We start from the raw sequence: 23,280 nt of genomic DNA on the forward strand, positions 1-23,280 counted from the left end.
GCGTGTGAGGCGGGTGGCGCCGGGGACGGCGGCCACCCGCTTACCGCCCGCAGACGACGAAAGGCCCGCCCCCGGGAGACCAGGGGCGGGCCTTTCGTCGTCTGCGCTGCGCGGCCGCTACGCCGCCGGGGCGAACGACTGGAACTCGGCGGCCAGCTCCGCATGCACCCGCGCCTTGAGCATCGTGCCGTCCGCGGTGTGCTCCTCGGAGATGACCTCGCCCTCGGCGTGCGCCCGCGAGACCAGGGCGCCCTGGGTATACGGCACCAGGACCTCGATCTCGACCTGCGGCCGGGGAAGCTCCTCGTCGAGCAGGGTCAGCAGCTCTTCCATGCCCTGGCCCGTACGGGCCGAGACCACGAGGGCGTGCTTCTCCTGGCGCAGCAGGCGCTGGAGCACCAGCGGATCGGCCGCGTCGGCCTTGTTGACGACCACGATCTCGGGCACGTCCGTCGCGCCCACGTCGCGGATCACCTCGCGGACGGCGGCCAGCTGCTCCTCCGGCACCGGATGCGAGCCGTCGACCACATGCAGGATGAGATCGGAGTCGCCGACCTCCTCCATCGTGGAGCGGAACGCCTCGACGAGGTGGTGCGGCAGATGCCGGACGAAGCCGACGGTGTCGGCGAGGGTGTAGAGCCGTCCGCTGGGCGTCTCGGCCCGCCGGACGGTGGGGTCCAGGGTGGCGAACAGGGCGTTCTCCACCAGCACACCGGCGCCGGTGAGGCGGTTGAGCAGGGAGGACTTGCCCGCGTTGGTGTAGCCGGCGATGGCGACGGAGGGGACCTTGTTGCGCCGGCGTTCCTGGCGCTTGATGTCCCGGCCGGTCTTCATCTCCGCGATCTCCCGGCGCATCTTCGCCATCTTCTCGCGGATCCGCCGCCGGTCCGTCTCGATCTTGGTCTCACCGGGACCACGGGTGGCCATACCGCCGCCCGCCGAACCGGAGCCACCGCCACCCATCTGCCGGGACAGCGACTGACCCCAGCCACGGAGCCTGGGCAGCATGTACTGCATCTGCGCCAGCGAGACCTGCGCCTTGCCCTCCCGGGACTTGGCGTGCTGGGCGAAGATGTCGAGGATCAGGGCGGTCCGGTCGACCACCTTGACCTTGACGACGTCCTCGAGGTGGATCAGCTGGCCGGGGGAGAGTTCACCGTCACACACCACGGTGTCCGCTCCGGACTCCAGCACGATGTCGCGCAGCTCCAGCGCCTTGCCGGAGCCGATGTACGTGGCCGGGTCGGGCTTGTCGCGGCGCTGGATGACGCCGTCGAGCACCATGGCACCGGCGGTCTCGGCGAGTGCGGACAGCTCGGCGAGCGAGTTCTCCGCCTCCTGGACCGTGCCGGTGGTCCAGACGCCGACGAGTACCACACGCTCCAGGCGGAGCTGTCGGTACTCGACCTCGGTGACGTCCTCGAGCTCGGTGGAAAGGCCCGCTACACGGCGGAGCGCGGCACGCGCCGAACGGTCGTACTGGTCGCCGTCACGCTCCCCGTCGATCTCGTGGCTCCAGGCGACGTCCTCTTCCATCAGGGCGTTGGCCCGAAGGCTCTCGGGGAGGCGCTGCCGGTCCTGCGGAAGGGAAGAAGAGGAGGTCATTTGATCCTTTGTGTCGTCGGTAAGCCCTCGCGGGGACCTGGTGTTCCCGCCGGGACTGTCGGTGGTGCGGCGACCGCCGCGATGCTGCCGCGGCCGTCGCTCTTGTCAACGTCCGAGCCGCCCCGGAGATTCCCGGGCCGGCCGGCGCCGACCCGAAGATGGTCCCACGACCCGGGAAGGCCGTCACACGGGTTTTCCGGGCGTTCCGGCGGCTCCCCCGGGCCCGGGGGGCCCGGCCGCCCCCTTGGGCGCGGGGTTCTCCGCCGCCCCCTTGGGTCCAGGGGTTGCGGCGGCGCCCTTGGGCCCGCCGGGCTTGTCCGCGCCCCCCTTCTTGTGCAGCCACTCCGGATGCCCCGGCATCGGCGGTGTCCGGTCGCCGTAGAGCCATGCCTGGAAGAACCCGGTCAGGTTCTGCCCGGCGACCTGGGAGGACAGCTGGATGAAGTCCGCGGTGTCCGCCACGCCGTCGCGGTGCCGGTCCACCCACTCGTGTTCCAGGCGCTCGAAGGCGGCGGTGCCGATCTTCTGCCGCAGGGCGTACAGGACCAGCGCGCTGCCGTCGTAGACGATCGGGCGGAAGATGCCGATCTTCTGCCCCGGGCCGGGGATCTTGGGCGCGGCCGGCGGGCCGCCCTCGGCCCGCCAGCCGTCGGACTCCTCGTAGGCATGGCGCATACGGGCGTCCAGCGAGGCACGCTTGTCGCCCCTCTCCTGGGCGTAGAGCGCCTCGTACCAGGTCGCATGGGCCTCGTTGAGCCAGACGTCCGACCAGCGGCGCGGGCTGACGCTGTCGCCGAACCACTGGTGGGCCAGCTCGTGCACCATCACGGACTCGACATACCAGTCGGGCAGCTGGCCGGCGGTGAACATGGCCTTCTCGAAGAGCGAGAGGGTCTGGGTCTCCAGCTCGAAGCCGGTCCTGGCGTTGACGATCAGCACCCCGTACGCCTCGAAGGGGTACGGACCGACCTTGCGCTCCATCCAGGCCAGCTGATCCGGGGTCTTCGCCAGCCAGCGCGCGAGGGCGGAATGGTCCGCGGTCGGTACGACATCGCGGACCGGGAGCCCGTGCGGCCCGTGGCGCAGCAGCACGCTGGACTTCCCGATGGAGACCTGCGCCAGCTCGGTGGCCATGGGGTGGGTGGTGCGATAGGTCCAGGTCCGGCGCGCCGCCGCGCGGGCACCGGGGCGCTGGGGCAGCCCGTTGGCGACGGCGGTCAGCTCCTGGGGCGCGGTGATGTGGAAGGTGAAGAGCGCCTTGTCGGAGGGGTGGTCGTTGCAGGGGAAGACGCGGTGTGCGGCGTCGGCCTGGTTGGCCATCGCGAGGCCGTCCGAGGTGCGGATCCAGCCGCCGTCGGCCTTGCCGGTGGGCTCACTGGTGTGCTCGACGGAGATCTTCACCTCCTGCCCCCGGGAGATGTGGAAGGCCGGGGTGAGCACCAGGTCCTCGCCGTGCTGCTGGTGCTCGGCGGGCAGACCACCGATCTTGACGGAACGTACGGTGCCGCGGGCGAAGTCGAGGTTGAGGTGGTCGAGCTCGGTGGTGGCCCGGGCGGTGATCTCGGTGACGGCTTTCAGCGGCTGGTTGTTGTGGCCGGAGTAGTCCAGGGAGACGTCGTAGGACGTGACGTCGTAGCCGGTGTTGCCGAGCGTCGGGTAGAGGGGGTCGCCGAGGCCTTGCGGCCCCAGGGACGACGGCTCGGCCACGCCGAGGGTGGCGAGGGCGGCCAGTCCGAGGGCGGCGGCCCGGTAGCCGGTCCACCGGATCCGTCCCCTCGGGCCGCGGGTCAGGGCGCGGGCGCGGGCGGGGCGATCGGGGTCGCGGAACGGGCGGCGCAGGGGAAGGGACATGAACTACGGCTACCAACGCGGCGCCCTCCCCCGCGGGTGACCGGGCAAACGGCACCCGAACGGGCGGCGGATCGTGCGTCCGTCTTACGCCGCCGGACGGAGAGTTTCCCGACGGACCGTCACCCGGCGTGCCCCGGAAGCATTCAGGGGCGCAGCGCCGCGGCCTGCCGGGCGCGGCCCGCGCGCAACACGTCGAAGACACCCGGCACTTGGCGCATGGCCCGCATCAGGGAGGGCAGTCCGGCGGCGTTCGGCAGATGCAGCGTGTAGGTGTGGCGGACCCGCTGTTCGTGCGGGGGTTCGACGGCGGCCGACACCACGGCGGCGCCCTGGGAGGCGATGGCTTCGGTGAGGTCGGCCAGGAGGTGCGGCCGGCTGAAGGCCTCTGCCAGGAGGGTGACCCGGCAGCCGTGGCCCCCCTGGTCGGCGCCGCGCCAGCGCACCCCGACCGGCTGCCGGCCGGTGGCCGCCATCCGCGCCACCACGGGGCACAGGGCGCGGTGGACGGTGACCGTGCCGCCCCGTACGGCGAATCCGGTGACGGTGTCCGGCGGCACCGGGGTGCAGCAGCCCGCCAGCCGCACGGCCGCACCGGGCAGATCCGCCACCGCGAGGAGCGAGGCGGGGGCGGCCCGGTCCGCGCCGGAGCGGTCGTGGTCCGCGGCGCGGCGGTCGGCGGGGGGCGCCGCGGCGGGCCCCTCCCCGGGGCTCGCCGGGCGGGCGACGGGCTCCCCCGGCCCGGCCAGCCACCGGGCGATGGCGAGCCGGGCGGCGGGCGTACGGGCGTGGTCGAGCCATTCGGGCGAGGGGCCGGCCGCGGAGTCCGGGGCCATCAGCAGCTGGAGGCTGTCGCCGTCGTGCAGGACGGTGGAGAGCGTGGCGAGCCGCCCGTTGACACGGGCGCCGATACAGCAGTGCGCCGCCTCGCCGTGCCGTTCGTACGCGGCGTCCACACAACTCGCCCCGGCGGGCAGACCGATGGCCCCGCCCGTGACACCGGAGGAGCCGCCCGACGGGGCGTCGGCGCAGAAAACGGTGATCTCCCGGTCCTGAGCGAGGTCGTCGCGCAGCGAGGTCCAGAACGTGTCCGGGTCGGGGGTGGTGCGCTGCCACTCCAGCAGCCGGGAGAGCCAGCCGGGGCGGGTCGGGTCGGCCCGCTCGCCCTCGGGGGCGTCCACGCCGTCCGTGGGGGCGTACGGATTGCCCAGCGCGATCACTCCGGCCTCGGCCACCCGGTGCATCTGGTGCGTACGGATCAGTGTCTCGGCGATCTCCCCGGACGGGCCGGTGATCGCCGTGTGCAGCGACTGGTAGAGGTTGAACTTGGGGGCCGCGATGAAATCCTTGAACTCGGAGATGACCGGGGTGAAGCAGGTGTGCAGCTCGCCGAGGACGGCGTAGCAGTCGGCGTCCTCCGCCACCAGCACCAGCAGCCGCCCCAGATCCGCGCCGGTCAGCTCGCGGCGGGCGAGGCGTACCCGGTGGACGGAGACGAAGTGCCGTGGCCGGACGAGGACTTCGGCGTCGATACCCGCCTCGTCCAGGACCGCGCGCACCCGCCGCGCGAGGGTGGTGAGCGGATCGGACCGGGTCGCGTACTCCATGACCAGGGCCCGGGTGGTGGCGTACTCCTCGGGGTGCAGGATCGCGAAGACCAGGTCCTCCAGCTCGGCCTTCAGCGCCTGGACGCCGAGGCGTTCGGCGAGCGGGATCAGCACATCGCGGGTGACCTTGGCGATCCGGGCCTGTTTCTCGGGGCGCATCACACCGAGCGTGCGCATGTTGTGCAGCCGGTCGGCGAGTTTGATGGACATCACCCGGACGTCGTTGCCGGTCGCCACCAGCATCTTGCGGAAGGTCTCCGGCTCGGCCGCCGCGCCGTAGTCGACCTTCTCCAGCTTGGTGACGCCGTCGACCAGATAACAGACCTCCGCGCCGAACCGGTCCCGAACCTGATCCAGCGTCACTTCCGTGTCCTCGACGGTGTCGTGGAGCAGGGAGGCGGTCAAGGTCGTGGTCTCCGCGCCCAGTTCGGCGAGGATGAGGGTCACCGCGAGCGGGTGGGTGATGTACGGCTCGCCGCTCTTGCGCAGTTGGCCGCGGTGCGAGGACTCGGCGAGTAGATAGGCCTTGGCGAGGATGTCCAGGTCGGCGTCCGGGTGGTGGCCGCGGTGCACCTTGGCGACGTGCTCCAGGGCGTGCGGGAGGCCGTCGCGCGGGGCCGGGCCGAGCAGCGCGGCACGGCCGATACGGCGCAGCCCTCTGAGCTCCAGTCGGCGGCGGCCGCGCTTGCGGCCCGCTGCTCCAGGGTTACCAGGGTTAGTGGCCTCTGCGCTCATGGGCACCTCCGGCAGCGTCGACCGGCGGTGGGACGTGTCAGTTGGGACGTCCGGGCCGGTGCTTGATGCTACCGAGCCCATCACGCAGCGCTGCCCACCTCTCGCTCAGAGTGATCCGGATCACCCGTTCGAGCGAATGTTTTGGCCGGAACCGCCCTCGCGGGAAGCCGTCCCCGGGAGGTGCCGCAGGTCCCGTCAGGCGAGCGCGGCACCCATCCAGGCGGGGGTGAAGGTGCCCTCGGCGACGATCTCGGCCGGGCCGGTCATCTCGACCGTGCCGTCGGGCAGCTCGGTGATCGAGAGGCTGCCGCCGAGCACATCGACCGTGTACGTGACGGGTGTACCGGTCTGCGTGGGGTCCGCACCGTCCCTGCGGGCGGTGGCGACGGCGACCGCGCAGGCGCCGGTGCCGCAGGAGCGGGTCTCGCCCGAGCCGCGCTCGTGGACCCGCATCGCGACCCGGCCCGGACCGCGGTCGACGACGAACTCGATGTTCACGCCGTCGGGATAAACCGACGCTGGGCTGAACGGCGGTACCGCCAGCAGGTCGCCGGCGTGGGCCAGATCGTCGACGAAGGCGACGGCGTGCGGATTGCCCATGTTCACGTTCCGGGCCGGCCAGCTGCGGCCGTCGACCGTGACGACGACGCTCTCCTCGCGGAGCTCGGCGCGGCCCATCGAGACCGTGACATCGCCGGTCTTGGCGACGTGGACGCGGCGTACGCCGGCGCGGGTGGCGATGGCGAGGTCACCGGCCTCGACCAGGCCGGCGTGCAGCAGATAGCGCGCGAAGACGCGGACGCCGTTGCCGCACATCTCGGCGATCGAGCCGTCGCCGTTGCGGTAGTCCATGAACCACTCGGCCTCGTCGGCCTGGGCACGCGCCTCCGGGTGCGCGGCGGACCGTACGGCACGCAGCAGGCCGTCACCGCCGAGTCCGGCCCGCCGGTCACAGATCCTGGCGACGGCGGTCGCTGGCAGGTCGCGGCGGCCGTCCGGGTCGGGGACGATCACGAAGTCGTTCTCGGTGCCGTGGCCCTTGAGGAAGGGGAGGCGCTGCGTGCTGGTCACCCTTGCATCGTACGGGGACGGCGGCGGGATCGGCCTTACGGGGGCGGGGGGCGGGGGCGGGGGCTGCGCTCGCCTACACCCGCCCACCCCCCGAAGGGGGGTGGGCGGAGGGGAAAACCCAGGCCCACGGCAAAGCGAGCCCGCAGGACACCCAGGATCCGCAAGCCCGCAGGCCCCCAGGAGCCGCGGAAGCAAGCACCGGAAAACGGAGGGCGGGAACAAACGGGGGGCGGGAACAGCCGCACCACCGAGGACAGTCGCCCCATCGGAACAGCCGCCCCCTGGGGAGACCCCCGAGGGTCCCCGCCGGTGGGGAGACGCCGCCGGCTCAGCGCAGCCGGGCCACGCGCCAGATGGCCAGTGAGGCCGGGATGGCCACCACGACGGCGTACAGCAGCACCACGCGCCAGTCGGCCCGGCGGCCGGAGCCGCGTGCCGGGAGGCCGGGCCAGGTGTGGCCGACGCGGCGGGCGGCCATCATGCCCCAGCCCGCGGCGCAGCAGCACAGCAGCAGGCCGAGCATCGCGATCATCGCGCCGCCGTCGCCGCCCAGCTCGAAGGCGAGGGGGAAGGCGAACATCAGCGAGCCGAGGGCGGCGAGCGCCACGATCGGGGCCAGCTGCCACAGCCGCAGCCGACGGGGCGGGCGCAGCTCCCGGAAGGACTCGCCGCCCTCGCCGGTGCCGGAGTCGGGGGCGTCGGAGTCGTCCAGGGTGTCCGGGTCGGTGAGCGGTCCGCTGCCGACACCGTCGGCGCCGGGCAGGCCGTCGTCGGCGTCCGGACCGTCGTCGGTCAGGGGTGCCGCATCAACGCCGTTGTCCGGACGCTGCGCTCCGTTGCGAGGGCCGGCCTCCATTGACACGCGCCCTCCCCACTCCAGACTGCACGCCTCGATCGAAGGTCGATGATGACACGCCCTCAGGGGCCCGGATGACGGCCGGAGCGTCCCGATGCCATGACGTGATCAGGCTGTGACCGGTCGTTCGAGCAACGCCAGCGCCTGGCCGGGAAGTTCCGCCCGGTGCTCGGCGGCGCCGCTGAGCCAGTGGACCCTCGGGTCCCGGCGGAACCACGAGTCCTGGCGGCGCGCAAAGCGCTTGGTGGCGCGCACCGTCTCGTCGCGCGCCTCCTGCTCGGTGCACTCCCCCGCCAGCTGGGCGAGCACCTGCTGGTAGCCGAGCGCCCGGGAGGCCGTACGGCCCTCGCGCAGCCCCTCGCCCTCCAGCCGGCGCACCTCGTCGACCAGGCCCGCCTCCCACATACGGTCGACCCGCCGGGCGATCCGCTCGTCGAGTTCGGGGCGTTCGACGTCGACGCCGATCTGAAGGGTGTCGTAGACCGCTTCGTGGCCGGGGAGGTTGGCGGTGAAGGGGCGGCCGGTGATCTCGATGACCTCCAGGGCGCGCACGATGCGGCGGCCGTTGCCCGCCAGGATCGCGCGGGCCGCCTCGGGGTCGGCGACGGCCAGCCGGGCGTGCAGGGCGCCGCTGCCCAGTTCGGCCAGTTCGGCCTCCAGGCGGGCGCGCACCTCCGGGTCGGTGCCGGGGAAGTCGAGGGCGTCGATGGCGCCACGGACGTACAGGCCGGAGCCGCCGACGAGGACCGGGGTGCGGCCCTCGGCGAGCAGCCGGTCGATCTCGGCGCGGGCCAGCCGCTGGTACTCGGCGACGCTGGCGGCGCAGGTCACGTCCCAGATGTCCAGGAGGCGGTGCGGGACGCCCTGCTGCTCCTCGGGCGTGAGCTTGGCGGTGCCGATGTCCATGCCGCGGTAGAGCTGCATGGAGTCGGCATTGATGACCTCGCCCCCCACATGCTGTGCGAGTGCGACGCCCAGATCGGACTTTCCGGCCGCAGTGGGACCGACGACGGCGATGACCCGCGGAGCGGGAACGGCGGTGTTCACCCCGTCAGTCTCGCAAACATCACGCCCCCATCTCGAACGAGCGACGTGACGGGCCACCGATGGGTTCGTTGCCTGTTGCGAGGTCCCAGGAGCCGGTGCGTCCCACCGGCGCCCGCGGGCGGCGCAATGGGCCGTTCCCCGGCGGCATGGGATTTCGCCACATGAAGAGCGTAGGAGCAGTTATGGGCGTGTTTTCGCGGTTTCGCCGCCGTAAGTCCGAAGCGTCGGCGGAGGAGAGTGCCGCTGCGGCGGTGACGGCCGAGGCGGAGGAGCCGACGGAGCCGGCGGAAGCGGCGGAACCGGCCGTTTCGGCGGCCGCCGAGGGCGCCGGGGCCGAGGACGCCGTCGGCACCGAGCAGGCCACGGACGGCCCCGGCGCCCCGGCGGAGACGGCATCCGCGGCGGAGGCGGCGGCTCCGGAGGCGGCCGCTGAGACGGCGGCCGCGACGGCCGCCGCCGATGAGCCGTCGGCGGAGAAGGCCGGCGAGAGCGCCGGGATCCCCCGCCAGCAGTCGGCGGAGGCCGCCGCGGACAGCGAGAGCGCACGGCACTAGCCGGCGCGCCTGCCATACCCGGCTCGACGGCCGCGAGGTGGAGCACCTCGCCGCCGTCGGCGTATCCGTGCTCGCGGCCGTCGGCGTATCCGTCCTCGGGGCCGCGCTACGACCAGGCGGCCACGAAGTAGCCCACGCCGTACGGGGCCTCGTCGCGGAGCAGCCGGCCGCGCAGGTCCGCGCCCTCGGCCGCGCCCGCCAGGACCTGCCAGCCGGCCCGTCCGGATACCTGGAGGGCGGCGGCGCGCTCCTCGTCCAGCGCGGTCAGCGCATCGAGGTCGGCGGTGCCCAGGGCGCGGGCCGTCGCGGCGTCGAAGGCCTCGGCCCGCTCGTCGAAGTAGCCGGGCGCCTTCACCGTCCGGCAGGCGCTGCCGTCGCCCATCACCAGCAGCGCCACCCGGGGCGCGGACGCCGCGAGCTCCCGGCCCGTCGACAGGGCGTGGTCGCGGGGCAGCGACTCCGCCACACCCAGCGCGTCCACGGGGGCGCCGGCCCATTCCGCACGGGACAGTAGCCAGGCGCCGACCGACAGCGACGGCGGGAGTTCCCGCTCCGGCGTGGCCCCGGCGGCGCCCAGCCGCACCTCGAGGTCCACCCCGAAGCCGCGGAACGAGCCGCGGGCGCCCTGCGGGTGCGGGCCCCGGCCGGCCTCGTCGGCGGGGCCCAGGACGACCAGCCGGTCGGGGCGGGCCGCGGCGAGCACGCCGGTCACGTCCAGGCAGGCGGCACGCAGCGCCGCCAGTTCGGGCGCCGCCCCGGCGGCCACCGCCGGGACGAGAAGCGGCGGGCAGGGGCAGAGAGCGGCGGCTACGAGCATGCACGCAGCGTAACGCTCCAGGTGCGAGGGCGGTCGTGGTGCCCTGTGGGCACCTGGCGCGCGACCAGGTCAGTCGCAGCCGCAGCCGGCGGCGGGCGCCGGGCTCGGTGCCGGGGCGCCGATGGTGGGCAGGCCCAGCAGCACGCCCTGGGGCTTCTCGGCCGGGGCGGCGTTGCGCTTCTCCCAGGCGTCACCGGCCCGGGTACGGCGGACCGCCTTGGCCGGGCCCTCCGCCAGCAGGTGGTGCGGAGCGGCGTAGGTGACCTCGACGGTCACCGTGTCGCCGGGGCGGACCGGCTCGTCGGGGCGGGTGAAGTGGACCAGGCGGTTGTCGGGGGCCCGGCCGGACAGGCGGTGGGTCGCCGTGTCCTTGCGGCCCTCACCCTCGGCGACCAGGACCTCGAGGGTGCGGCCGACCTGCTTCTTGTTCTCCTCCCAGGAGATCTCCTCCTGGAGGGCGACCAGGCGCTCGTAGCGCTCCTGGACCACGGCCTTGGGGATCTGGCCCGCCATGTCGGCCGCCGGGGTGCCGGGGCGCTTGGAGTACTGGAAGGTGAAGGCCTGGGCGAAGCGGGACTCGCGGACCGTGTGCAGGGTCTGCTCGAAGTCCTCCTCGGTCTCGCCCGGGAAGCCGACGATGATGTCCGTGGAGAGGGCGGCGTCCGGCATCGCGGCGCGCACCTTCTCGATGATGCCGAGGAAGCGCTCCTGGCGGTACGAGCGGCGCATCGCCTTGAGGACGGTGTCCGAGCCGGACTGGAGCGGCATATGGAGCTGCGGCATGACGTTGGGCGTCTCGGCCATGGCGGCGATGACGTCGTCGGTGAAGTCGCGGGGGTGCGGGGAGGTGAAGCGGACCCGCTCCAGGCCCTCGATCTTCCCGCAGGCGCGCAGCAGCTTGCTGAAGGCCTCGCGGTCGCCGATGTCGGAGCCGTACGCGTTGACGTTCTGGCCGAGCAGGGTGATCTCGCTGACGCCCTCGTCGACCAGCGCCTCGATCTCGGCGAGGATGTCGCCGGGCCGGCGGTCCTTCTCCTTGCCGCGCAGCGCCGGGACGATACAGAACGTGCAGGTGTTGTTGCAGCCCACCGAGACGGACACCCAGGCCGCATACGCGCTCTCGCGGCGGGTGGGCAGGGTCGAGGGGAACGCCTCCAGGGACTCGGCGATCTCGACCTGCGCCTCTTCCTGGATGCGGGCGCGCTCCAGCAGCACCGGCAGCTTGCCGATGTTGTGCGTACCGAAGACCACGTCGACCCAGGGGGCCTTCTTGACGATGGTGTCGCGGTCCTTCTGGGCGAGGCAGCCGCCCACGGCGATCTGCATACCGGGCCGCGCGGCCTTCTTCGGGGCGAGCTGACCGAGGTTGCCGTAGAGCCGGTTGTCGGCGTTCTCCCGCACCGCGCAGGTGTTGAAGACCACCACGTCAGCGCCCTCGCCGTCCTTGGGCGCGGGGACGTATCCGGCGTCTTCCAGCAGGCCGGACAGCCGCTCGGAGTCGTGGACGTTCATCTGGCACCCGTAGGTGCGGATCTCGTAACTCTTGTTCACGCCCACTGCCTGGCTCCGGTCGCTGCTGGTCATGCAACAAGGGTAGGCGGTACCGGAAGTACCTCCCGACCCCGGAGTCTTCGGGCGGGATCGGGCCCCGGGCGTGCGGCGGCGCGGGCGGCCCGTCTCACAGGGCCAGCACGATCGCGGCGCCGACGCCGCCCGCCACCAGCGCGAAGGCCGCGCTGCGCAGGCCGCCGTTCCCCCAGCGGAAGGGGCGGTCGAGGGCGAAGCGGCCGGGTCCGGTCGCCGCGACGGTCAGTGCGACGACGGCGATGGTCAGGGGGTATTCGATGCCGCCGGACACCGCCCAGAGCCCCTGGGACGCGGAGAGGGCCATGGCGTTGATCATCACGCCGATGAGTGCGGCCGCCGCGAGGGGCGTGAGCAGCCCGGCCGCGAGGCCGAGGCCGCCGAGGACCTCCGAGGCCCCGGCGAGGCCGGCGTAGAACTCACCGGGGTGGTAGCCGAGGGCCTCGAAGCCCTTGCCGGTGGCGGTGAGCCCGTGGCCGCCGAAGAAGCCGAAGAGCTTCTGGGCGCCGTGTCCTGCCAGGATCAGCCCCACGGTCAGGCGCAGCAGGAGCAGGCCGAGGTCGGCGGCGAGCGGGGGTGAGCGGAGAGCGTCGGGCCGGGCATGGAGGTCCGGACGCAGTTCGGTGAGCGGTTTCATGAGGTGTCGATTCCCGCACCGGCGCGTCAGGGGGCCGCGGTGTCGGGCACCGGCGCCGGTGCGCTCGGGTGGAGGGATCACAGGGAGTGCGCGCCGGACGGCACGCGGTGGGGGACGTGCCAGGTCCCCGCTACGTCGCATGATCGTGAGGGGCGGCCCTCTATGTTCGATCGTGCTACGCGAAGTGCCATCTGCATAGGGCGGTCGGACCTGTGGCGAGGCCCCGGTCCACCCCACCCCTCCCTTTCCGGCCGATGTGCTGGCAGGATCCCGCCCATGGTCACCGCACTCTCCCGCACCGGCCGCCGGGCCTTCCAGGCGACGGTCGCCGCACTGGTCGCCCTCGGGCTGGGCCTGTGGTGGCTGCTGGCGATGGGCGGTGAGCCCTCCCCCCGCGGACAGGTGACGCTGGCGACGGGCGTGCCGACCGGGGTGTACGCGCGCTACGGGGAGCTGCTGAAGCAGGACCTGGCCCGCGACTTGCCGGACGTGGATCTGCGGCTGGCCCGCAGCGAGGGCTCCATCGACAATCTGCGGCAACTGGTCGCCGGGCGCGCGGAGTTCACCATCGCGACGGCGGACGCGGTCGCCGAGTACCAGGTCAGGGGCGAGTCGGGCGCGGACCGGCTACGGGCCTGTGCGCGGCTGTACGACGACTACATGCAGCTGGTGGTGCCGAAGAAGTCCGCGGTGCGCTCGACGAAGGATCTGCGGCGGCTGCGGGTGGGCGTCGGGGCCGACAGCTCCGGCGTACAGCTGATCACCCGGCGGTTGCTGGAGGCGGCCGGGCTGGACTTCGACAAGGACATCGAGCCGGTACGGGTCGGCATCGACGAGATGCCGAAGCTGCTGGAGCAGCACAAGCTGGATGCCTTCTTCTGGTCCGGCGGGCTGCCGACGACGGCGGTGCAGCGGCTGGTCCAGCGGTTCCCGGTGCGGCTGGTCCCGCTCGGTGATCTGGGCCCGGCGCTGCACCGGCAGGGCGAGCGCACCCGCTACTACCGCGCGGCGGTGATGCCGGCCGACGCCTACCCCCTGGCCCAGGACGGGCAGGGTGTGAAGACGATCGCGGTGGCGAACCTGCTGGTGACGACGGACCGCGAGGACGCGGCGATGACCCAGGGCATCACCCGTACGGTCATCGACAGCCGGGACTCGATCGGGCGCCAGGTGCATGCCGCACAGAAGGTGGATCTGCGGACGGCGGTGTTCACCGATCCGCTGGAGCTGCACGAGGGCGCCCGGCGCTATTACGTGTCCCAGAAGCCCTGAGCCGGCAGCCGGCAGCCGGGGGACCTGATCGCAAACGGCCCGGTCCGGCAGCCCGGAGGCGCCCTCCCGGGCCCTGAGGCCCCGGACGGGGCCCGTGCGCGCACGGATCGGGGCCCGCACCGGACCAGCCGGTACGGGCCCCGGTCACGGGACGCGCGAAGCGTCAGGCGGCGACGATGTTCTCCGCCTGCGGGCCCTTCGGGCCCTGGGTCACGTCGAAGGTGACCTTCTGGCCCTCGAGGAGCTCACGGAAGCCCTGCGCGGCGATGTTCGAGTAGTGGGCGAAGACGTCGGGGCCGCCGCCGTCCTGCTCGATGAAGCCGAAGCCCTTTTCCGAGTTGAACCACTTGACGGTGCCGGAAGCCATGTTTTTCTCCTTCATGGGGCAAACCGGAGACCACACCGTGCGGCCTCCTTGTCGCCGAGATGATTGCCCCACACCGGAACAGGTCCGGAAAACAAGGAACGCCCGGGGCTACCAGCCTCCGGGCGCGCACAAAGTTCATCATGGGTACCACAACTGCAACGCCGTAAACGGTAGCACAGGTGACCGGGATGCCCGGCGGCCCGAGCGGACGCCCCTCACGGGGCGGTGCGCGGCACGGTGACGGTGACCTTCAGCCCGTGCGGCGGATGCGGGGCGTAGGTGATGGTGGCGCCGCCCGCGGTGAGCAGGGCGCGGGTGATCGACAGGCCGAGCCCGGAGCCGGAGACGTTCTGGTGGCGGCTGCTGCGCCAGAAGCGGTCACCGACCCGGACGAGCTCGTCGTCGGTCAGGCCGGGCCCCCGGTCGGCGACGGTGACATGGACGCGCTCGCCCTCCGGCGCGACACCGACGGTGACCGGCCGGCCCTCCGGAGTGAACTTCAGGGCGTTGTCGACGACGGCGTCCAGGGCGCTGGACAGGGCGATCGGGTCGGCCCAGCCGGTGACCGCGCGCTGCCCCTCGTACGTGAGGAGGACGCCCTTGTCGCCGGCCAGCGGACGCCAGGAGTCGACGCGTTCGGCGGCCAGCGCCGCGACATCGGTGAGCTGGAGGTCGGCGGCGGTGTGTTCGGCGAGCGCGAGGTCGAGCAGATCGTCCAGGACGCGGGCCAGCCGCTTGCCCTCCGTGCGGACCGAGGCGATCTCCGCGTTGCCGTCGGGGAGTTCGAGGGCCAGCAGCTCTATGCGCAGCAGCAGCGCGGACAGCGGGTTGCGCAGCTGGTGGGAGGCGTCGGCGACAAAGGCGCGCTGCTGCTCCAGGACGTCTTCGACGTTGTCGGCCATCTCGTTGAACGAGCGGGCCAGGCGGCGCAGTTCGGGCGGGCCCGCGGTGGCGGCCACCCGGGCGTTCATCCGGCCGGTGGCGATGTCGTGGCTGGCCGCGTCCAGGACCCGTACCGGCCGCAGCACCCAGCCGGTGAGGCGGAAGGCCGCGGCGACGGCGACGAGCATGGCCGCGCACTCTCCGGCCGCGATCAGCAGCCAGCCGCGCAGGACATGGGAACGCATCTGTGCGGTGGGCGAGTCGGTCATGACGACGGCGACCACATCGCCGTCGCGGATCACCGGTGAGGCGACCGGGATACGGCCGGTGTCGTCCCAGGGCCAGATCTGGTGCGGGTCGTGGCTGCGGCGGCCGGCCAGCGCCTCGCTGAAGGCCTGTGCGCCCTCGCCCTCGCGGGGCACCGGCATACCGGCCGGGGCGGCGGCCATCGGGGTGTGATCGCGGTAGAAGACACCGGCCCGTATGCCGTAGAGGCCGTAGTAGCGCGCGAGTTCGGTGCGCAGGGTGGCGCGCCGCTCGTCCTCCTCCGGGGTCTTGCTGTCGCCGTCGGCGGCGGGGCGGGCGGTGACGAACTGGGCGAGGGAGGCGAAGCGGGCGGCATCGTCGATCCGGTCGACGACCACCCGCTGCTGCTCCACACCGGCCGTGATGACGCCCAGCGGGATGCCGAGCGCGAGCAGCACACCGGCCATGAGGACGATGAGGAGTGGGAGGAGTCGGGTGCGCACGTGGTCGCAGCGGCCGTCAGGAGGCCGGGGCGGCGGGCGGCCGGGGCCCCGCGCCGGCGGCCGGGACGACCAGGCGGTAGCCGACGCCGCGCACCGTCTCGATCAGCGCGGGCATCCGCAGTTTGGCGCGGAGGGAGGCGATATGCACCTCCAGGGTCCGTCCGGTGCCCTCCCAGCTCGTCCGCCACACCTCGCTGATGATCTGTTCCCGGCGGAAGACCACGCCGGGGCGCTGGGCGAGCAGGGCGAGCAGGTCGAACTCCTTGCGGGTGAGCGGAACCGAGGTGCCGTCCACGGACACCTGGCGGGTGGGGAGTTCGACGGTGACCGCACCCAGGTGCAGCGCGTCGTCGGCGGCGCTCTCGTCGGCCGGCTGGTCGGTGCCGCCGGGTGCGGTACGGCGGCTCACCGCGTGGATGCGGGCCAGCAGCTCACCGGTGTCGTACGGCTTGACGACATAGTCGTCCGCGCCGAGGTTCAGGCCGTGGATACGGGAGCGCACATCGGAGCGCGCGGTGACCATGATGACGGGGATGGCGCGGATCTTGCGGATCCGGCCGCACACCTCGAAGCCGTCCTGGTCGGGCAGCCCGAGATCGAGCAGCACCACCGCGAACGGTTCCGCATGGTCGGGCAGCAGGGCCTTGAGCGCTTCCTCGCCGTTGCGTGCGTGCACGACGGACAGTCCGTGCTTGGCGAGCACCGCGGACAGGGCCGCGGCGACATGATCGTCGTCCTCGACGAGCAGCAGTCTCATCGGGCCTCCTTCCCGGGTGCGTGTGTACAGGCCACAGGGCATCTACGGCGATGGGAGGTGCGCGCGTCAAGAGGAGGCCACCTCCCGGCCGCCATCCGTTACCCAGCCGGTACGCCCGCGGCCACCGTCCAGCGCCGGCAGCTCGGCGCCCCGCTTCACGCAGAGTGTCCGTTTGCGGCCGGATCGTTATCCTCAAGTTCCCCTCAGAACTAATGACGCTGGTCGAAGGGCGTTACTAGGGTCCTCCCAACCGAGGAGGACGGAGCTACACGCCGATGAGCGAAGTATCGGTGACCAAGAACGCCGAGGGTCCCGCGCCGGCAGCGGACCAGCTGGTCGTGCTGGACAACGTGAACAAGCACTTCGGCGCGCTGCACGTGCTCCAGGACATCGACCTGACGATCCACCGCGGCGAGGTCGTCGTCGTGATCGGGCCCTCGGGCTCGGGCAAGTCGACGCTCTGCCGCACGATCAACCGCCTGGAGACCATCGACACCGGCAGCATCACGATCGACGGCAAGCCGTTGCCGCAGGAAGGACGGGAGCTCGCCCGGCTGCGCGCCGACGTGGGCATGGTCTTCCAGTCCTTCAACCTGTTCGCGCACAAGACGGTGCTCGAGAACGTGATGCTGGGGCAGACCAAGGTCCGCAGGACGGACAAGGCAGCCGCCACGAAGAAGGCCCGCGCACTGCTCGACCGGGTCGGCGTCGGCACCCAGGCCGACAAGTACCCCGCACAGCTCTCCGGCGGTCAGCAGCAGCGGGTGGCGATCGCCCGTGCGCTGGCGATGGACCCGAAGGTGATGCTGTTCGACGAGCCGACGTCCGCGCTGGACCCGGAAATGATCAACGAGGTGCTGGACGTGATGCAGCAGCTCGCCCGGGACGGCATGACGATGATCGTGGTCACCCATGAGATGGGGTTCGCGCGCTCCGCGGCGAACCGGGTCGTCTTCATGGCGGACGGCCGCATCGTCGAAGAGGCTGAGCCGAACCAGTTCTTCAACAACCCGCGCAGCGACCGCGCCAAGGACTTCCTGTCGAAGATCCTCCACCACTGAGGCCGCAGTTGGGCCACCATCAATGCCAACACTTGCTGAACCAAAGGATGTTCACCATGAGGATTCGTAAGACGGCTGCGGCCGGTGCGGTGGTGCTCGCGCTGGCGGCCACGGCGACTGCGTGCGGCGGCGAGTCGGGTTCTGCGGGCGACAAGCCGGCGGGCGGCGAGGTCTACAGCGGCGACTACAAGGTCGCCTCGGCGCCGAAGATCGACTCTGCGGTGCTGAAGAAGGCCCAGCAGGCCAAGAAGATCGTCGTCGGCGTCAAGGCGGACCAGCCGTTCCTCGGCTTCAAGGACCCCGCCACCAACAAGTACTCCGGCTTCGACATCGAGATCGCCAAGATGGTCGCCGCCGACCTGGGCTTCTCCGAGAAGCAGATCGAGTTCCAGACGGTCGACTCCAACGTCCGCGAGACCAAGATCTCCGGCGGTGCCGTCGACTTCTACGTCGGCACGTACACCATCAACGACGAGCGCAAGAAGCAGGTCGGCTTCGCGGGCCCGTACTACACCGCCGGTGCGGACCTCCTCGTGAGCAAGGACAACAAGTCCATCACCGGGCCGGACAGCCTCCGGGGCAAGAAGGTCTGCTCGATCACGGGCTCGACCCCGCTCCAGGAGATCAAGAAGTCGAAGTACGGCGCCAAGACCACCGAGCTGGGCAAGTACTCGGACTGCGTCAAGAACGTGCTGGACGGCTCGGTCGACGCCGTCACCACCGATGACGCGATCCTCAAGGGCTACGCCGCCCAGCGGCCCAGCAAGCTCCGGGTCGTCGGCAAGCCCTTCACCAAGGAGCCGTACGGCGTCGGCATGAACAAGGACGACAAGGCGCTCCGCAACGCGATCACCAGCGCCCTGGAGAACCACATCAAGAACGGCGACTACCAGAAGGCGTACGAAGGCACGCTCGGCAAGTCGGGCTCGAAGTACACCGCCCCGCAGACGCCGCTGCCGCGCTACTGAGGCGCCGGCACCCGCTTGACTGCGCCGCCCCGTACGCCCGCCGCGGCCGGGTGTGCGGGGCGGGCTGTCTTCCCCCGCTCCTCGCCCCTCTTCCCACCGTCGACCTGACCGCTACCGCGGAGACCCCATGAACGTACTCCTCGATTATCTGCCCGAGTTCCGGGACGGGTTCCTCAGCACTCTGGCGATCACCGCGTCCAGCGGTCTGCTCGCGCTGGTACTGGGCGTACTCATAGCCGGGTTCCGGGTCTCCCCGATTCCGCCGCTGCGCGCCTTCGGGACGGCCTGGGTCACGCTGCTGCGCAACACCCCGCTGACGCTGCTCTTCCTGGTGGCGTTCTTCGTCGTGCCGCAGATCCTCTTCAACGGCTGGAGCCCCTTCGCCCTGGCCACTCTGGCCCTCGGCTTCTACACCTCCTCCTTCGTGTGCGAGGCGGTGCGCTCCGGCATCAACACCGTGCCGCTGGGGCAGGCGGAGGCCGCCCGCTCGATCGGCATGACCTTCTCCCAGACGCTGCGCGTGATCGTGCTGCCGCAGGCCACCCGCACCGTGCTGTCGCCGCTGAGCAGCATCTTCATCGCACTGACGAAGAACTCCGCGATCGCCGGGGCGTTCAGCTACCCCGAGCTGTTCAGCGTCTCCAAACTGCTCAACGACAAGGGCTACGCGATCGCCTTGATCTTCCTGTGGACCGCCCTCGCCTACCTCATCATCACCTTCGCCATCAGCGGCTTCTTCCGGCTGCTGGAGCGCCGGATGGGGGTCGCCCGATGACCGGCCGCGGCATACAGAGCAGCACGACGTGGGCGCCGCGCGCAGGCGGGGCGGAACGAAGCGAGGTAGGGGCATGAGCGGCGCGAGCGTTCTTTATGACGTACCGGGACCGAAGGCGAAGACACGCAACCGCGTCTACACCGTCCTCGGCACTCTCGCGGTACTCGGGCTGATCGCGTTCGCCGTGCTGCGGCTGAGCGCCAAGGGCCAGCTCGAGCCCGAGGTGTGGAACATCTTCAACAACGCCGGTGTACGGACCAACATCCGTGACGGTGTGCTGACGACGCTTCAGGTCTTCGCGGTCGCGGCGGTGCTGTCGCTGATCCTGGGCGTGCTGCTCGCGGTGGCGCGGCTGTCGGACCACAAGCCGGTCCGCTGGCTGTCGACCGGGTTCATCGAGCTCTTCCGCGCCGTCCCGCTGCTGATCACCATCTATGCGCTGTGGGTCATCTTCCTCACCAACCGCGACAGCCTCGGCCTCACCGGCAGCCAGCCGCAGTTCTGGGCGCTGGTCGTCGGGCTGACGATCTACAACGGTTCGGTGCAGGCCGAAGTGCTGCGGGCCGGCATCAACTCGGTGCCCAAGGGGCAGCGCGAGGCCGCCTACGCACTGGGCATGAGCAAGACCCAGGTCATGACGACGGTGCTGATCCCGCAGGCCGTCCGGGCGATGCTGCCGACGATCATCAGCCAGCTCGTGGTGACCCTGAAGGACACCTCCCTCGGCTACATCATCACGTTCGAGGAGCTGCTGTTCACGGCCCGTCTGATGAGCACCAACATCATCGTGAACGGCAACGACACCTATGTCCCGGTCATCATCGTGACCGGCGCCATCTACGTCGCGATGTGCCTGGCGCTGTCCGCGCTCGCCAACTGGATCGAGCAGCGCGGCCGCCGGGCCAGGACCGGTATCGAGGTGACCACGGCCGGCGAGCCGGTGGCGGCCGGCGACGCGATGGAGGTTGCCGACGCGGTGCCCGACAAGCCGGCGGGCAAGCAGGACTGACGTGCCCGGCCGCGTGCCTGCCGTGCCGTTCCGAGCGGCCCGGCCGGCACGACAGCCGCTGCGCGGCTGAGATGAGACCGTCCGGAGGCGGTGGCGCCGTCGCCACCGCCTCCGTCACTTGACGCGAGCGGCCGCAGTGGGTTGCATACGCTGTGTGATCACGCACCGGGCTCCAACTGCCAGTTCCCGCCTGTCCCGTACGTACCAGCGGCCCCGGGGAGCTGCGCCGTGGACCCGGTGATCGTCGTCGGGGCCGGCCCGGTCGGCCTCTCCCTCTCGCTCGCCCTCGCCCGCCTCGGCGTGCCCTGTGTCGTCCTCGACGAGACCACCGGCGAGGAGGACACCCGGCCCGCCCGCACCGCCGTGCTCCGCCAGGACACCGCGGCCTTCGTCGGCCGGCTCGGCTGTGCCGACACCCTGGAGAGCGCCGGCATCCGCTGGACGGCCTGGCGCACGATGCGCCGCCGGCGCCTGCTGGAACGCGTCGCCTTCGCCCCCCAGGCCCCGGACGGCGCCGCCGCCCCCGCCGCCGTGTCCCCGGTCCATCTCCCGCAGCATGCGCTCACCCGCGCCCTGCGCGCCGCCCTCGCCGACGAGAAGCTCGCCGAGATCGTCACCGGCAGCCGTCTCGCCGACCTCGAACAGGACGAGCACGGCGTCAGCGCCCAGACCCGCGGCCCCAACGGGACGTGGTGGCGCGGGAGTTACCTCATCGGCTGCGACGGTCCGCGCTCGACGGTCCGCAAGCTGCTGGACATCCGCTTCCCGGGCCGTACGGCCGTGGAACGGCATGCCGTGGCCGCGCTGCGCTGCGAACTCCCCTGGCCCGGTGAGGCCCTGCTCCACCGGTCACCGCCCCGGCACGGCGGCCAACCGGGCAACGAGGTCTCCGCCCGTCCACTGGCCGACGGACTCTGGCGGCTGGACTGGCTGCTGCCGCCGGGGCGCGAACTGGTCACGCCGGACGCCCTGGTCGCCAGGATCCGCGACTCGCTGGCCGGCTGGACCACCGAACCCCCGGCGGACGCGGCGGGCGAGAGCGGCCCGGACGGCGGCGCGGTGCCCGCCCGGGGCCGCGGCCACGGCCGGCTGGTCCCGCCGTACGAGCTCCTCGACACCGGCGTGCACACCGTCCACCACCGGCTGGCCCGCTGCTGGCGGCAGGGCCGCGCCTTCCTCGCCGGGGACGCCGCCCATCTGCTGGGCGCCCTCGGCACCCAGGGCCTCGACGAGGGCCTGCGGGACGCCGAGAACCTCGCCTGGAAACTGGGCCTGGCCTGGCACCACGGCGCCTCCGAGGTGCTGCTCGACAGCTACCAGGCCGAGCGCCGAGGCGCGGTCGCGGCCCGGCTGCGTGCCGCGGACCAGGCGCTGCCACTGCTGCGGGACGGCCGCTCGGCGCGCTGGCGGACCGTGCTTCCGGGTGCGGTGCGCGGCCGCAGCACCCTGCTGACCGACGGCCACCTGGGCCGCGGCCCGCTGGGCTCGCCGCCCGTGTACGCCCGTACCCCGCTCGCGCCGCCCGCCGCCGAGGGGCCCCTCGTCGAGACGCTCCCCGGCGCGGCCGTCACCGATGTGCCGGTGACCGCGTCCGACGGCTCGGTGGTCCGGCTGCACGACCGGCTCGGAAAGGGCCTCCTGGTGGTGCTGGTGGCGCCCGGCACGGGGGTCTGGGACCGGCGGCACTGGCAGTCGGCGGGTCTGATGCCCCGGTTGGCCGACGCGGTCGACGCGCTGCCGATGGCCGCCGAGATCCTCGTCACCGAGGCCTATCCGGGTGCGGCCGCCCACACCGTGCTGCTCGTGCGGCCGGACGGCCATCTGGTCACCGCACTGTCCGGTGTCCGCCCGGCCGAGATGGCCGCCTGCGCGGACGCGGTACGGGGCGGGGCGCACGGGCGGGAGGCCGGGGCGGGCCGGGCCCGGCGGTCCGGGGGCAGCGGGGAGACCGGGGAATCCTTGGTGTCCCGGGACAGCGGAACCGGGGAAGGGGAGCCGTCCGCTGTTGACCCTGTGCGAACGTCCATGCTTCACTCCGAGGGTGACTGATCACAGCTCGCGATTCTGGCGGAGGGTCCATCTCGACCTGCTCCGCTATGCGGGCTGCATGTGTCGTCCGTCCTGTTGATCCTCATCTCCTCCCCCGCGCGGCCGCCTGCCCCTGTCCGGCAGCCGCGCCTCTTCGCGATCACCCAGGACGGTTTCCGTGCCCGACGTACGTACCCCTGCGCGCCCGCATACCACCGGCCATGACGGCGGGCCCAGCGCGTCCGAACTCCTCGACTTCGCCCACCGCACCGCCGCGGACACAGCGCTCATCGCCTCGCTCCCGCTCGACCCCGAAGGCCGTACCTGGATCCGGCTGGACGGGCCGGGCGGCAGCGAGGCATGGCTGATCGGCTGGCCACCCGGCACCGGCACCGGCTGGCACGACCACGGCGGCTCGCACGGTGCCTTCGCGACGGCCGCGGGTGAGCTGACGGAACAGTCGCTCACCGCCGCCCTCCCCACCGAGGGCTGGAAGACCCTGGAACTCGCCGACGGCGTGGACCGGGAGCGCAAACTGAGCGACGGCCGCGGCCGGGCGTTCGGCCCGCACCATGTGCATCAGGTGCTCAACCTCTCGGCCGAGACCCATGCGGTGTCGGTGCACGCCTACTACCCACCGCTGCCGTTGATGCGCCGCTACAGCCGCACCGGACCGGTACTGCGGCTCGAAGCGGTCGAGCAGCCGGAGGAATGGACATGAGCGGGATCGACGAGTTGCTGGCCCGGGTCCGGAGCGAACTGGGGCACCGGGTGGGCCCCCGGGAGGCCGCAGCGGTCCAGGAGTCCGGCGGGCTGCTGGTGGACATCCGCTACGCGGAGCTGAGGGAACGCGACGGCATCATCCCCGGCGCGCTGATCGTGGAACGCAATGAGCTGGAGTGGCGGCTCGACCCGACGGGCGAACACCGCGCTCCGGAAGCGACACATCACGCCCTGCCGGTCGTGGTCGTCTGCAACGAGGGCTATGCATCGAGCCTCGCGGCGCTCTCGTTGCGCGAGTTGGGCCTGCACCGGGCAACCGATCTGGAGG

At 72.2% G+C, this 23,280-nt stretch carries 22 protein-coding genes; 10 read left to right on the forward strand and 12 right to left on the reverse strand.

Annotated features, from left to right (window positions below; genetic code table 11):
* Positions 1-117: 117 nt before the first annotated feature.
* The 6 genes from hflX to miaA all read right to left on the reverse strand — a co-directional run bounded on the left by hflX (position 118) and on the right by miaA (position 8,769).
* Complete coding sequence (gene hflX, locus M8I34_RS25510) at positions 118-1,605, reverse strand: GTPase HflX (protein WP_250052815.1); 1,488 nt, start codon at positions 1,603-1,605, stop codon at positions 118-120.
* A gap of 183 nt (positions 1,606-1,788) precedes the next feature.
* Positions 1,789-3,456: a M1 family metallopeptidase gene (locus M8I34_RS25515; protein ID WP_250052817.1), complete on the reverse strand. Its 1,668-nt coding sequence runs from the start codon at positions 3,454-3,456 to the stop codon at positions 1,789-1,791.
* A gap of 143 nt (positions 3,457-3,599) precedes the next feature.
* Positions 3,600-5,795 carry a bifunctional (p)ppGpp synthetase/guanosine-3',5'-bis(diphosphate) 3'-pyrophosphohydrolase gene (locus M8I34_RS25520; protein WP_250052819.1) on the reverse strand — a complete coding sequence of 732 codons (2,196 nt, stop codon included), beginning with the start codon at positions 5,793-5,795 and terminating at the stop codon, positions 3,600-3,602.
* A 195-nt stretch (positions 5,796-5,990) separates the two neighbouring features.
* Positions 5,991-6,866, reverse strand: coding sequence for a diaminopimelate epimerase (gene dapF, locus M8I34_RS25525; RefSeq protein WP_250052821.1), 876 nt, complete (start codon positions 6,864-6,866; stop codon positions 5,991-5,993).
* A 328-nt stretch (positions 6,867-7,194) separates the two neighbouring features.
* Positions 7,195-7,722, reverse strand: a complete 528-nt coding sequence (locus M8I34_RS25530) for a hypothetical protein (protein WP_244418396.1) — start codon at positions 7,720-7,722, stop codon at positions 7,195-7,197.
* Between the two features lie 108 nt (positions 7,723-7,830).
* On the reverse strand, positions 7,831-8,769 hold the full coding sequence (miaA, locus tag M8I34_RS25535; RefSeq protein WP_250052823.1) for a tRNA (adenosine(37)-N6)-dimethylallyltransferase MiaA: 939 nt from the start codon (positions 8,767-8,769) through the stop codon (positions 7,831-7,833).
* A 182-nt stretch (positions 8,770-8,951) separates the two neighbouring features.
* Here miaA and M8I34_RS25540 point away from each other — a divergent pair, with 182 nt between their 5' ends.
* Positions 8,952-9,323, forward strand: a complete 372-nt coding sequence (locus tag M8I34_RS25540; RefSeq protein ID WP_250052832.1) for a hypothetical protein — start codon at positions 8,952-8,954, stop codon at positions 9,321-9,323.
* A 106-nt stretch (positions 9,324-9,429) separates the two neighbouring features.
* On the opposite strand, the gene M8I34_RS25545 is transcribed toward M8I34_RS25540, so the two are convergent.
* The 3 genes from M8I34_RS25545 to M8I34_RS25555 form a co-directional block, all read right to left on the reverse strand.
* On the reverse strand, positions 9,430-10,140 hold the full coding sequence (locus M8I34_RS25545) for a class III extradiol dioxygenase subunit B-like domain-containing protein (RefSeq protein WP_250052834.1): 711 nt from the start codon (positions 10,138-10,140) through the stop codon (positions 9,430-9,432).
* Between the two features lie 69 nt (positions 10,141-10,209).
* On the reverse strand, positions 10,210-11,724 hold the full coding sequence (gene miaB, locus M8I34_RS25550; RefSeq protein WP_244418399.1) for a tRNA (N6-isopentenyl adenosine(37)-C2)-methylthiotransferase MiaB: 1,515 nt from the start codon (positions 11,722-11,724) through the stop codon (positions 10,210-10,212).
* A 94-nt stretch (positions 11,725-11,818) separates the two neighbouring features.
* Positions 11,819-12,361 (reverse strand): DoxX family protein, encoded by a 543-nt coding sequence (locus tag M8I34_RS25555; RefSeq protein ID WP_250052835.1) that lies wholly within the window; start codon positions 12,359-12,361, stop codon positions 11,819-11,821.
* A gap of 276 nt (positions 12,362-12,637) precedes the next feature.
* Here M8I34_RS25555 and M8I34_RS25560 point away from each other — a divergent pair, with 276 nt between their 5' ends.
* On the forward strand, positions 12,638-13,633 hold the full coding sequence (locus M8I34_RS25560; RefSeq protein WP_030990396.1) for a TAXI family TRAP transporter solute-binding subunit: 996 nt from the start codon (positions 12,638-12,640) through the stop codon (positions 13,631-13,633).
* 163 nt (positions 13,634-13,796) lie between these two features.
* Here the strand turns inward: M8I34_RS25560 and M8I34_RS25565 are convergent, their stop codons facing one another.
* The 3 genes from M8I34_RS25565 to M8I34_RS25575 all read right to left on the reverse strand — a co-directional run bounded on the left by M8I34_RS25565 (position 13,797) and on the right by M8I34_RS25575 (position 16,388).
* Positions 13,797-14,000, reverse strand: a complete 204-nt coding sequence (locus M8I34_RS25565) for a cold-shock protein (protein WP_006602702.1) — start codon at positions 13,998-14,000, stop codon at positions 13,797-13,799.
* 215 nt (positions 14,001-14,215) lie between these two features.
* A complete protein-coding gene (locus M8I34_RS25570) occupies positions 14,216-15,631 on the reverse strand; it encodes a HAMP domain-containing sensor histidine kinase (protein WP_250052837.1) in 1,416 nt (471 codons plus the stop codon).
* A 16-nt stretch (positions 15,632-15,647) separates the two neighbouring features.
* Positions 15,648-16,388, reverse strand: coding sequence for a response regulator transcription factor (locus M8I34_RS25575; protein WP_250052839.1), 741 nt, complete (start codon positions 16,386-16,388; stop codon positions 15,648-15,650).
* A gap of 275 nt (positions 16,389-16,663) precedes the next feature.
* Between M8I34_RS25575 and M8I34_RS25580 the strand changes: the two genes are divergently transcribed.
* From M8I34_RS25580 to M8I34_RS25610, 8 genes are all read left to right on the forward strand, one after another.
* The gene (locus tag M8I34_RS25580; RefSeq protein ID WP_250052841.1) at positions 16,664-17,449 is read left to right on the forward strand and encodes an amino acid ABC transporter ATP-binding protein; all 786 of its coding nucleotides are present in this window, start codon (positions 16,664-16,666) and stop codon (positions 17,447-17,449) included.
* 56 nt (positions 17,450-17,505) lie between these two features.
* Complete coding sequence (locus M8I34_RS25585; RefSeq protein ID WP_250052844.1) at positions 17,506-18,417, forward strand: glutamate ABC transporter substrate-binding protein; 912 nt, start codon at positions 17,506-17,508, stop codon at positions 18,415-18,417.
* A 127-nt stretch (positions 18,418-18,544) separates the two neighbouring features.
* On the forward strand, positions 18,545-19,192 hold the full coding sequence (locus M8I34_RS25590) for an amino acid ABC transporter permease (RefSeq protein ID WP_250052846.1): 648 nt from the start codon (positions 18,545-18,547) through the stop codon (positions 19,190-19,192).
* Between the two features lie 73 nt (positions 19,193-19,265).
* Positions 19,266-20,201: an amino acid ABC transporter permease gene (locus M8I34_RS25595; protein WP_250052848.1), complete on the forward strand. Its 936-nt coding sequence runs from the start codon at positions 19,266-19,268 to the stop codon at positions 20,199-20,201.
* Between the two features lie 228 nt (positions 20,202-20,429).
* Positions 20,430-22,250, forward strand: a complete 1,821-nt coding sequence (locus M8I34_RS25600) for an FAD-dependent monooxygenase (RefSeq protein WP_250052850.1) — start codon at positions 20,430-20,432, stop codon at positions 22,248-22,250.
* Positions 22,243-22,329 (forward strand): putative leader peptide, encoded by an 87-nt coding sequence (locus tag M8I34_RS41995; protein ID WP_311624691.1) that lies wholly within the window; start codon positions 22,243-22,245, stop codon positions 22,327-22,329. The genes M8I34_RS25600 and M8I34_RS41995 overlap by 8 nt, the downstream gene beginning before the upstream one ends.
* 78 nt (positions 22,330-22,407) lie before the next feature.
* Positions 22,408-22,950 (forward strand): cysteine dioxygenase, encoded by a 543-nt coding sequence (locus M8I34_RS25605; RefSeq protein WP_030990379.1) that lies wholly within the window; start codon positions 22,408-22,410, stop codon positions 22,948-22,950.
* Positions 22,947-23,280, forward strand: a 334-nt coding sequence (locus tag M8I34_RS25610) for a rhodanese-like domain-containing protein (protein ID WP_250052852.1), incomplete at its 3' end; no start/stop codon positions are given. The genes M8I34_RS25605 and M8I34_RS25610, both read left to right, overlap by 4 nt.

The organism is Streptomyces sp. MCA2 (assembly GCF_023544705.1).
GTDB classification, from domain to species: domain Bacteria; phylum Actinomycetota; class Actinomycetes; order Streptomycetales; family Streptomycetaceae; genus Streptomyces; species Streptomyces decoyicus.

What these genes read in the sequence shown, in the direction of transcription:
- M8I34_RS25545 (WP_250052834.1), bottom strand. Translation starts at nt 10,140, where the DNA reads ATGCTCGTAGCCGCCGCTCTCTGCCCCTGCCCGCCGCTTCTCGTCCCG.
- M8I34_RS25580 (WP_250052841.1), top strand. Translation starts at nt 16,664, where the DNA reads ATGAGCGAAGTATCGGTGACCAAGAACGCCGAGGGTCCCGCGCCGGCA.
- M8I34_RS25590 (WP_250052846.1), top strand. Translation starts at nt 18,545, where the DNA reads ATGAACGTACTCCTCGATTATCTGCCCGAGTTCCGGGACGGGTTCCTC.
- M8I34_RS25560 (WP_030990396.1), top strand. Translation starts at nt 12,638, where the DNA reads ATGGTCACCGCACTCTCCCGCACCGGCCGCCGGGCCTTCCAGGCGACG.
- M8I34_RS25540 (WP_250052832.1), top strand. Translation starts at nt 8,952, where the DNA reads ATGGGCGTGTTTTCGCGGTTTCGCCGCCGTAAGTCCGAAGCGTCGGCG.
- M8I34_RS25585 (WP_250052844.1), top strand. Translation starts at nt 17,506, where the DNA reads ATGAGGATTCGTAAGACGGCTGCGGCCGGTGCGGTGGTGCTCGCGCTG.
- hflX (WP_250052815.1), bottom strand. Translation starts at nt 1,605, where the DNA reads ATGACCTCCTCTTCTTCCCTTCCGCAGGACCGGCAGCGCCTCCCCGAG.
- M8I34_RS25530 (WP_244418396.1), bottom strand. Translation starts at nt 7,722, where the DNA reads ATGGAGGCCGGCCCTCGCAACGGAGCGCAGCGTCCGGACAACGGCGTT.
- M8I34_RS25515 (WP_250052817.1), bottom strand. Translation starts at nt 3,456, where the DNA reads ATGTCCCTTCCCCTGCGCCGCCCGTTCCGCGACCCCGATCGCCCCGCC.
- M8I34_RS25595 (WP_250052848.1), top strand. Translation starts at nt 19,266, where the DNA reads ATGAGCGGCGCGAGCGTTCTTTATGACGTACCGGGACCGAAGGCGAAG.
- M8I34_RS25575 (WP_250052839.1), bottom strand. Translation starts at nt 16,388, where the DNA reads ATGAGACTGCTGCTCGTCGAGGACGACGATCATGTCGCCGCGGCCCTG.
- M8I34_RS25555 (WP_250052835.1), bottom strand. Translation starts at nt 12,361, where the DNA reads ATGAAACCGCTCACCGAACTGCGTCCGGACCTCCATGCCCGGCCCGAC.
- M8I34_RS25565 (WP_006602702.1), bottom strand. Translation starts at nt 14,000, where the DNA reads ATGGCTTCCGGCACCGTCAAGTGGTTCAACTCGGAAAAGGGCTTCGGC.
- miaB (WP_244418399.1), bottom strand. Translation starts at nt 11,724, where the DNA reads ATGACCAGCAGCGACCGGAGCCAGGCAGTGGGCGTGAACAAGAGTTAC.
- M8I34_RS25520 (WP_250052819.1), bottom strand. Translation starts at nt 5,795, where the DNA reads ATGAGCGCAGAGGCCACTAACCCTGGTAACCCTGGAGCAGCGGGCCGC.